This window comes from Methanospirillum sp. (genome assembly GCF_028679455.1).
Lineage (GTDB): Archaea > Halobacteriota > Methanomicrobia > Methanomicrobiales > Methanospirillaceae > Methanospirillum.
The window spans coordinates 1-7,497 of the sequence record NZ_JAJRBM010000096.1 but is presented as its reverse complement, the minus strand read 5'-3'; the positions used below and the strand labels follow the sequence as shown (position 1 = coordinate 7,497).

Annotated in this window: 9 protein-coding genes; 7 read left to right on the top strand and 2 right to left on the bottom strand. The window is 43.5% G+C overall.

Annotation, left to right across the window (positions count from 1 at the left end):
• Both LUQ50_RS03160 and nudC read right to left on the bottom strand, forming a co-directional pair.
• The coding region (locus LUQ50_RS03160; protein WP_300036070.1) for a tetratricopeptide repeat protein at nt 1-593 on the bottom strand (593 nt) is incomplete at its 3' end.
• Nucleotides 594-652: 59 nt separating this feature from the next.
• Nucleotides 653-1,513 (bottom strand): NAD(+) diphosphatase, encoded by an 861-nt coding sequence (nudC, locus tag LUQ50_RS03155; RefSeq protein WP_300036067.1) that lies wholly within the window; start codon nt 1,511-1,513, stop codon nt 653-655.
• A 221-nt stretch (nt 1,514-1,734) separates the two neighbouring features.
• Between nudC and LUQ50_RS03150 the strand changes: the two genes are divergently transcribed.
• The 7 genes from LUQ50_RS03150 to LUQ50_RS03120 form a co-directional block, all read left to right on the top strand.
• Nucleotides 1,735-2,055 (top strand): hypothetical protein, encoded by a 321-nt coding sequence (locus LUQ50_RS03150; protein ID WP_300036064.1) that lies wholly within the window; start codon nt 1,735-1,737, stop codon nt 2,053-2,055.
• Nucleotides 2,056-2,204: 149 nt separating this feature from the next.
• Complete coding sequence (locus LUQ50_RS03145) at nt 2,205-3,476, top strand: UDP-glucose/GDP-mannose dehydrogenase family protein (protein WP_300036061.1); 1,272 nt, start codon at nt 2,205-2,207, stop codon at nt 3,474-3,476.
• A 1-nt stretch (nt 3,477) separates the two neighbouring features.
• Nucleotides 3,478-4,356 carry a UTP--glucose-1-phosphate uridylyltransferase GalU gene (gene galU / locus LUQ50_RS03140; protein ID WP_300036058.1) on the top strand — a complete coding sequence of 293 codons (879 nt, stop codon included), beginning with the start codon at nt 3,478-3,480 and terminating at the stop codon, nt 4,354-4,356.
• A 2-nt stretch (nt 4,357-4,358) separates the two neighbouring features.
• Nucleotides 4,359-5,369 carry a UDP-glucuronic acid decarboxylase family protein gene (locus LUQ50_RS03135; RefSeq protein ID WP_300036055.1) on the top strand — a complete coding sequence of 337 codons (1,011 nt, stop codon included), beginning with the start codon at nt 4,359-4,361 and terminating at the stop codon, nt 5,367-5,369.
• Nucleotides 5,366-6,262 (top strand): glycosyltransferase family 2 protein, encoded by an 897-nt coding sequence (locus tag LUQ50_RS03130; protein ID WP_300036052.1) that lies wholly within the window; start codon nt 5,366-5,368, stop codon nt 6,260-6,262. The genes LUQ50_RS03135 and LUQ50_RS03130 overlap by 4 nt, the downstream gene beginning before the upstream one ends.
• A gap of 1 nt (nt 6,263) precedes the next feature.
• Nucleotides 6,264-6,620 carry an EamA family transporter gene (locus tag LUQ50_RS03125; RefSeq protein WP_300036049.1) on the top strand — a complete coding sequence of 119 codons (357 nt, stop codon included), beginning with the start codon at nt 6,264-6,266 and terminating at the stop codon, nt 6,618-6,620.
• Between the two features lies 1 nt (nt 6,621).
• Nucleotides 6,622-7,497, top strand: an 876-nt coding sequence (locus LUQ50_RS03120; protein WP_300036047.1) for a hypothetical protein, incomplete at its 3' end; no start/stop codon positions are given.

Genomic DNA, 7,497 nt, shown 5'->3' with positions numbered 1-7,497 from the left:
TCTTCCAGTTGATGAGCAGTATTAAAAGCATCAACTGACTCTGATGTCCTTCCTAATTTCGCGAGCATACTCCCTTTTCCCTTCCATGCAATGGTGAAGGTTGGATCAAGATCTATTGCTCGGCTGTATGATTTGAGTGCTGCTTCATATTCACCTGCATCAGCCTGGATATTCCCTTTATTATACCAGGGAAAAGCATACGCCGGATCCAGAGATATCGCAGTATCATATGCTTTTAGTGCTTCTTCTGTCCGGTTGAGTGTCACCAGATTGGTACCCTTATTAAACCATGCTGCTGCATTGGCAGGGTCCAATTGACTTACGGTATCATATGCAACAATTGCCTCTTCGTTTCTCCCCAACCGTGCGAGGGTCAGGCCGGTATAATACCAGGCATCGATGTTTTCAGGATTCAGAGTGGTTGCATTGGTAAACGAGAGAAGTGCTTCATCATATTTGCGTTCATCCCAGAACGCCTTACCTGAATCCCACATCTGTTTGGAATCACTGACGTTATCAGCAACCGATATGGCAGGAGTAACTACGAGAATGAGCAGGAAGACTAATGACATCCCCGAGAGATGATTCTTCATACAAAGGGTCTGAGCGGGCAGAGCATAAGGATTGTGGGGATTTGATCAAAGTCCAGAGGTTACTGACCATCGAACAGTAACTTGTCCGGACTGGTCAGATAATCCTCAATAAGAGACCGTGCAATGCTGAGTGGCCCGGGAAGTTCTGGCAATTGATCCCGGCTGAACCATTGGGCATCCTCAATCTCCACCCCATCACACTTGATCTCACCAGATAAATACCGGGCAACAAACCCGATCATCAGGGAGTCAGGAAATGGCCAGGGCTGTGAACCAAAATATTGGAGATCCCTAATTCGGATCCCGACCTCTTCAAAAACTTCCCGATGTACTCCGGCTTCGAGTGATTCACCAGGTTCAACAAAACCTGCCACTACACTGTACATACCAGACGGGAAATGGGGAGATCGGGCAAGCAGGATCCGATCTTCCTGTACAATCCTGACGATAATTGCCGGAGAAAGGCGGGGGAATGTAAGAAGACCGCATGCGGGACATTGTTTGGCGAGTTCATCCACTTTCATGCCATTTTTTGTTCCACACCGACCGCAGAAGGTGGTTATATGATCAAACCGGACGAGTTGAACTCCCCTACCCAGGATCGCCAGGAGATCTGTGGAGAGGGATCCTGCTATCGTGCGCAACGGAAGAGACTGGTATGCGGAAGGGAGAGGGGCATTTTTAGTAAACTGATGAACCCACCAGTTTTCTTCGGGGGAACCTCCGATGAAGATAGGAGGGGTAATATCAGAAACCGGAGGGAAAAATGGTTGCAGGGAAGGGGTTTCACCAGATATTACCGGGCATTGGCCGGAACAGAGGACATTACCATCTGAATCCACCATAACTGACCGGAATTTTCCGGTCTTCGATGGCAGGTGAGTATCCAGATTTTGAATGATATAGTGCAGATCAACCATAGTAATCAGGTAGGGATAACTATTCAGGGTCAGATATCTATGCAGTGAATCTCAGTACTGAGATTGATGAGGGATAAACCATATACCATATTTCTCTAAAGAATAGGTATACCTTCAGGCCTCCAAGAGGATCTGAATCATGCGCGGGTTTGTTTGAACCCGGTACTGGTGGATCCCGGGGATGAATGATATGAGTTACAGACATGCAGATATGAGGCGAGATGGAATTACCTTCTGTTGAATTCAGGCAGATCAGACCCTGCTCAGTCTGTGCATTTTTTGTTCATATATCTGACTTCGAAGAGGGGATATGTACCCTCCATAAGGGTGAGCGAAAGGGTTCTGACTACTTCCGCTGGGAACGTGATGACCCCGACCACCTCATCTCCTGGACCTGCTGGTACAATATCGTTCCAGAGGAGATCGAAGGAACCGAAAATCCCTGGGTGAAGAGTATCGTCAATGAGTCACTCAGGTTCTTTAATTCTGCGCATACCCGCCGTGAGATAACCGGTGGGCGGAGAAAGAGAAACAGGAGATAAGAAGGCTGGAAAGATAAGGGGTAATGTTTCCAGACCCTGAACATTATCGGAGATATTGTGGTTGGCACAATTATCTTCACAATATTGAATTTGTTTCATGACAATTAGTGTATGGATTTTATATTTTATTTTTGGGAGAACCATTTTTCATGAAGATTACGGTAGTAGGCGGGGGATATGTAGGACTTGTATCTGCGGCATGTTTTGCAGACCTTGGGCACAATGTCACGATTATTGAGATAGATAACCAGAAGATTGACGAGATCAATAAGGGGATACCCCCGATTTATGAAGACGGGCTTGAAGAAATCCTCAAAGCAACAGTTGGAAAAAGTCTTGTATCTCAGGCTGATTATCATGATCTTGAGGATACTGATGTTTTTTTTATTTGTGTCGGAACACCTCCGCAGGATGATGGATCTGCAAACCTCACCTATCTCTCACAAGCTGCAGAATCTATTGGTACGGCAATTCGTGGTGCAAAAAAATACCAGGTTATTACTGTAAAAAGCACAGTCCCCCCTGGCACTACCGAATCGGTTGTACTTCCAGGATTGTTGAGATCATCAGGAAGGACAGAAGAATCAATCGGTTTTTGTATGAATCCGGAGTTCCTTCGGGAAGGACGGGCTATTGATGATTTCAAGAATCCTGACCGGATTGTAATCGGGGGGAATACCAACGATGCAATAGCACTGGTCAAACAAGTTTATGCCGGAGTGTCAGCACCGCTTATCACTACCTCGATAAAAGCAGCAGAGATGATCAAGTATACATCAAATTCATTTCTTGCAATGAAAATATCATTTTCTAACGAGATCGGGAATCTCTGTAAAAAATTAGGAATCAATGTATACGAAGTCATGAACGGAGTCGGATACGACCACCGGATTAACCCTCATTTTCTCAATGCTGGGCTTGGATTTGGAGGGAGCTGCTTCCCAAAGGATGTGATGGCTCTCATCCGTCTGGCAGAGAAGAATAATGAAGAGCCGATCCTCCTGAAATCAGTGATAACAGTCAACGAAGGACAGCCAGAAAAAATTGTATCACTCCTGACAGAACGGATCGGAGCATTATCAGATAAACATATTGCAATTCTCGGCCTTGCATTTAAAGATAACACCGATGACGTCAGGGACTCAAGATCGATTCCGGTCATACAATCACTCCTTAAAAAAGGGGCCAAAATAACCGCATATGATCCTATGGCCACTGAATCTATGAAACGTTATTATCCTAACCTTAATTATAAACAGACTGCTGGAGAAGCTCTTGAAGGAGCGGATGCCTGCCTTGTCCTCACCGAATGGCCTGAATTTAAAGCAATAGATTCTGAGTTTAACAGAATGAAGACAAAGGTGATCATTGAAGGAAGACGCATCCTATCCCTTGATGGTATTGAAGGGGTATGCTGGTAACATGGCAAAACCGGTCAGGAAGGTAGTCATACCTGCAGCAGGCCTTGGAACGCGGTTTCTGCCGATAACCAAAGCTCAGCCAAAAGAGATGCTCCCGGTCGTCGATAAACCGGTTATTCAGTATGTGGTTGAGGAAGCAGTCGCATCAGGGATCGACGACATCATCATTGTAACCGGAAGAAACAAACGGGCAATTGAAGACCATTTTGATCGATGCATCGAACTGGAGCATAAATTCCCGTTAAACCAGGGATCAGGGGCATCTGATGCGTTTATTGATTTAAGTGACATCCCCAATATTCATTATATTAGACAGCGGGAGCCAAAAGGTCTGGGAGATGCAATTCTCCTGACTGAAAAACATTGCAATGATGAGCCTTTTGTCGTTTTGCTTGGAGATACGATAACCATAGCTCCTGATGGTGAGAAAACCTGCACATCACAGATGATTCAGGCATACAATAGATATAATCAGTCTATCATCGCAATGGAACCGGTGCCGGAGAAAAAGATTCCCGATTATGGCATTATTGATGGCACTCTCATTGAAGAGAGGATCTATCAGATTAAAAATATTGTTGAAAAACCTGCAGTTAAGGATGCACCATCGAATCTGGGTGCTATCGGATGTTACCTATTTACACCCGAGATTTATACACACCTCAAAGAGATCCCTCCAGGAAAAGGAGGAGAAATTCAACTCACCGATGCCATAAAGAGACTCTCGCAATCTCTTGGGATGGTAACAAACTGCCGGAGATATGATATCGGAGATAAAATCGGATGGATGAAAGCCTTTTTTGAACTTGCATTATCAAGGGAAGAGTTTCACGACGATCTCATCTCAATTCTTCAGGAAAAGGTTTGTACACGGAGATAGCAATGAGCGATCATAATTCAAATAGCGAAGATATGAAACGGATTCTTGCAGGCTTACAGGATGTTGACTACCAGGATAAGACCGTTTTGGTCACTGGGGGGTCTGGTTTTCTGGGATCCTGGATGTGTGAAACCCTATTAAATAAAGGTGCACACGTCATCTGTCTGGATAATTATGCATCAGGCAGACCAGAAAATACCGATCATCTCCTCGACCATCCATGTTTTACCAGAATCGAGCATGACATCTCTAAACCATTTGATCCGGAGCGAAAGTTAGATCTGGTCTGTCATCTTGCCTCCAGGGCTGGCCCACTTGAGTTTGAGCATTATCCAATCCAGATTCTCAAGTCCAATACACTTGGTACGATGCATGCTCTGGGTATTGCTAAAAAATATAACGCACGTCTTCTCTTCACTTCCACCAGCGAGATATACGGAGAAGCCGAAGTGTTCCCAACCCCAGAAACATACCGTGGGAATGTGAATACTCTCGGAATCAGGGGGTGCTATGACGAGGCAAAGCGGGCAGGTGAGGCCTACTGCATGGCATACCACCGGCAACATGGGCTTGATGTACGGATTGTCAGGATTTTTAATACCTACGGGCCACGGATGCGATCAGATGGACACTATGGGAGGGTAATCCCCAGATTCATTGATCAGGCGATGCAGAATCAACCGATCACGATTTTTGGTGATGGTACCCAGACCCGTTCATTCTGTTACGTGACTGACCAGATCACCGGTCTGCTCCGGTTGGCAGGGTTACCAGGACTCGCCGGAGAGGTGGTAAATATCGGGAATCCAGTGGAATGGACAATACTCGAACTGGCAAAAAAAATTATTCAACTGGTTCATTCTTCTTCAACACTGTCATACGGACCGCTCCAACAAGATGACCCAATGAGAAGACTGCCAAATATTGATAAAGCTAGAAAGGTTCTTGGATTTGAACCTCAGGTTGGCCTGGATGAAGGGCTTCCAAGGATGACTGAGGAATTTCTTATATGAAAACCTCTCTGGTTGTTCCGGCATTCAATGAAGAAAAGGCAATTGGAGCGGTTATCCAGGAGTATTATTCATTTGTAGATGAGATTATCGTCGTCGATGATGGTTCATCAGACAAAACATATCAGATAGCATCAGATTTATCAGATGGAAAAGTATCCGTATCCAGACATGATAAAAACCAGGGAAAAGTCGGGGCACTCATAACCGGAGTCAGAAAAGCAACAGGGGATATCATTATATTCACTGATGCGGACTGCACTTACCCTGCACGATATATTCCGGATTTTATTAAAGAACTAACCAAGGGAGCTGATCTTGTTCTCGGATCCCGCATAATCGAGTCACACAATATTCCGCTTTTTAATCGTTTTGGAAATGCAGTTTTTTCAATCCTTGCAACTTATATCAGCGGAAAGGAGATATTGGATGGACAGACCGGAATGCGGGCTTTTCGAAAGGATATGTTTAATTCACTTTCTGTCAAAGCAAAGAGCCTTGAGTTTGAGACAAAGATGACGGTCCGAGCTGCTAAACTGGGATATAATATCGTTGAGATCCCAATCGAGTACCGGGAAAGAGTGGGTATATCAAAACTTCACCCAGTCCGGGATGGATACAGAATGCTCCGGGCTCTACTCTCCATTGCATGGTATGAAACGTCGCCCCTAGCAAAGATGATCTCAGCCCCGGGAATACTGGTCAGTTTTGTAGGTTTGTTTTTTGGGCTGTACAGTTTGTATGAGCGAATAACCCATTATCATCTTGTACATGAATATTATCCCTTGATTTCGGTATTTCTTATTCTTTTTGGAGTACAACTCACCTCAATTGGTCTGATTATTGACTATCTAACCAAAAAACTCGATCGGATAGAGGAGAAAATGAGAAGATAATATGAGTACAATTTTCATAATTCTCATCGGGATTCTCTTTGCATCATCAGGGCAGATCTTCTGGAAGATAGGGATGACTGAAACCGGAGCGATCACCTCACTTTCCTTGAGTTCAGCCATAGTAGTGGCATTAAATCCCTGGGTTATCGGCGGACTGATCTGCTATGGATTATCCACAATATTCTGGCTGATAGCTCTATCACGTGCAGATCTCTCCTATGTATATCCTTTTATCGCTCTTACCTTTGTACTGATATTTATTGCCTCATTTTTTCTTTTTCATGAAAATATTAGTATTCAAAGAGTTCTTGGTGCCGCGATTATTGTGTTCGGAATTGTTGTATTAGTAAAAGGATAAGATGGAAGATCTTTTGATTTTTTTTATCTGGTTTATATTATGGACCGGATCAATCATTGGAATCGGAGCGGGAGTATTCAAAGCCCTGAAAATTCAACCCCTCCCAGATCATCGTATTTTCGAGTATGGTATCACTGGTTTCATTATCATCATCCTGATAGTTGGGATTTTAAATTTTATAATTCCAATCGGGTGGTTACTTTCAATAATTATAATGGTTGGAGGTCTGATTGCTTTTTTCAGAATATATTCAGTAAGAACTCTATTCCAAGTATCGATATTAAAATATTATATTGCCATTACCCTGATTTTTGGAACTATCCTTATCTGGTTTCATCCGGTTCATGATACTGGTGGATATCATCTTGTAGCTATTAACTGGATTGTGAGTCAGCCTATTCCCTTCGGTCTGGCCAATCTGTACTCACGGTTAGGTTTTAACACAACCTGGTTTCTCACTAATGCCTGCTTGGATCAGTTAGTGTTCCTTTTCCACCGCCCGATGTTTATTACGAACGGAGTAGTTTTATTCTTATATTTTTCTTCGATTATAAAGATTTTTGAGTATGGTATTCAGGTGAACTACAAAAAAACATTTGGATATCTGATACAAATAAAAAGGATCATTTCTTCCTTTTCTGCAGGGGACCTGTTCCTGGTTCTCTCGATTTTTCCAGCTATTGACATAACCCGGAGATTTGTTTCAACCGCATCACCAGACATGCCCGTCTTTTTCTTTGAGATTATAATTATCTCAATTTGTTTGAATGTCGTTTGTAGGAAATATACCAATTCTTTCCTCACTCATGCGTTATGGCTTCTGAGTTTGATAGGTGTCTTAATAATAACTATAAAAACGTCAGCATTCCCTATCCTG

Bases quoted from the DNA above. Each gene is read 5' to 3' on its own strand.
- LUQ50_RS03145 (WP_300036061.1), top strand. From the start codon at position 2,205: ATGAAGATTACGGTAGTAGGCGGGGGATATGTAGGACTTGTATCTGCG.
- nudC (WP_300036067.1), bottom strand. From the start codon at position 1,513: ATGGTTGATCTGCACTATATCATTCAAAATCTGGATACTCACCTGCCA.
- galU (WP_300036058.1), top strand. From the start codon at position 3,478: ATGGCAAAACCGGTCAGGAAGGTAGTCATACCTGCAGCAGGCCTTGGA.
- LUQ50_RS03135 (WP_300036055.1), top strand. From the start codon at position 4,359: ATGAGCGATCATAATTCAAATAGCGAAGATATGAAACGGATTCTTGCA.
- LUQ50_RS03125 (WP_300036049.1), top strand. From the start codon at position 6,264: ATGAGTACAATTTTCATAATTCTCATCGGGATTCTCTTTGCATCATCA.
- LUQ50_RS03150 (WP_300036064.1), top strand. From the start codon at position 1,735: ATGGAATTACCTTCTGTTGAATTCAGGCAGATCAGACCCTGCTCAGTC.
- LUQ50_RS03130 (WP_300036052.1), top strand. From the start codon at position 5,366: ATGAAAACCTCTCTGGTTGTTCCGGCATTCAATGAAGAAAAGGCAATT.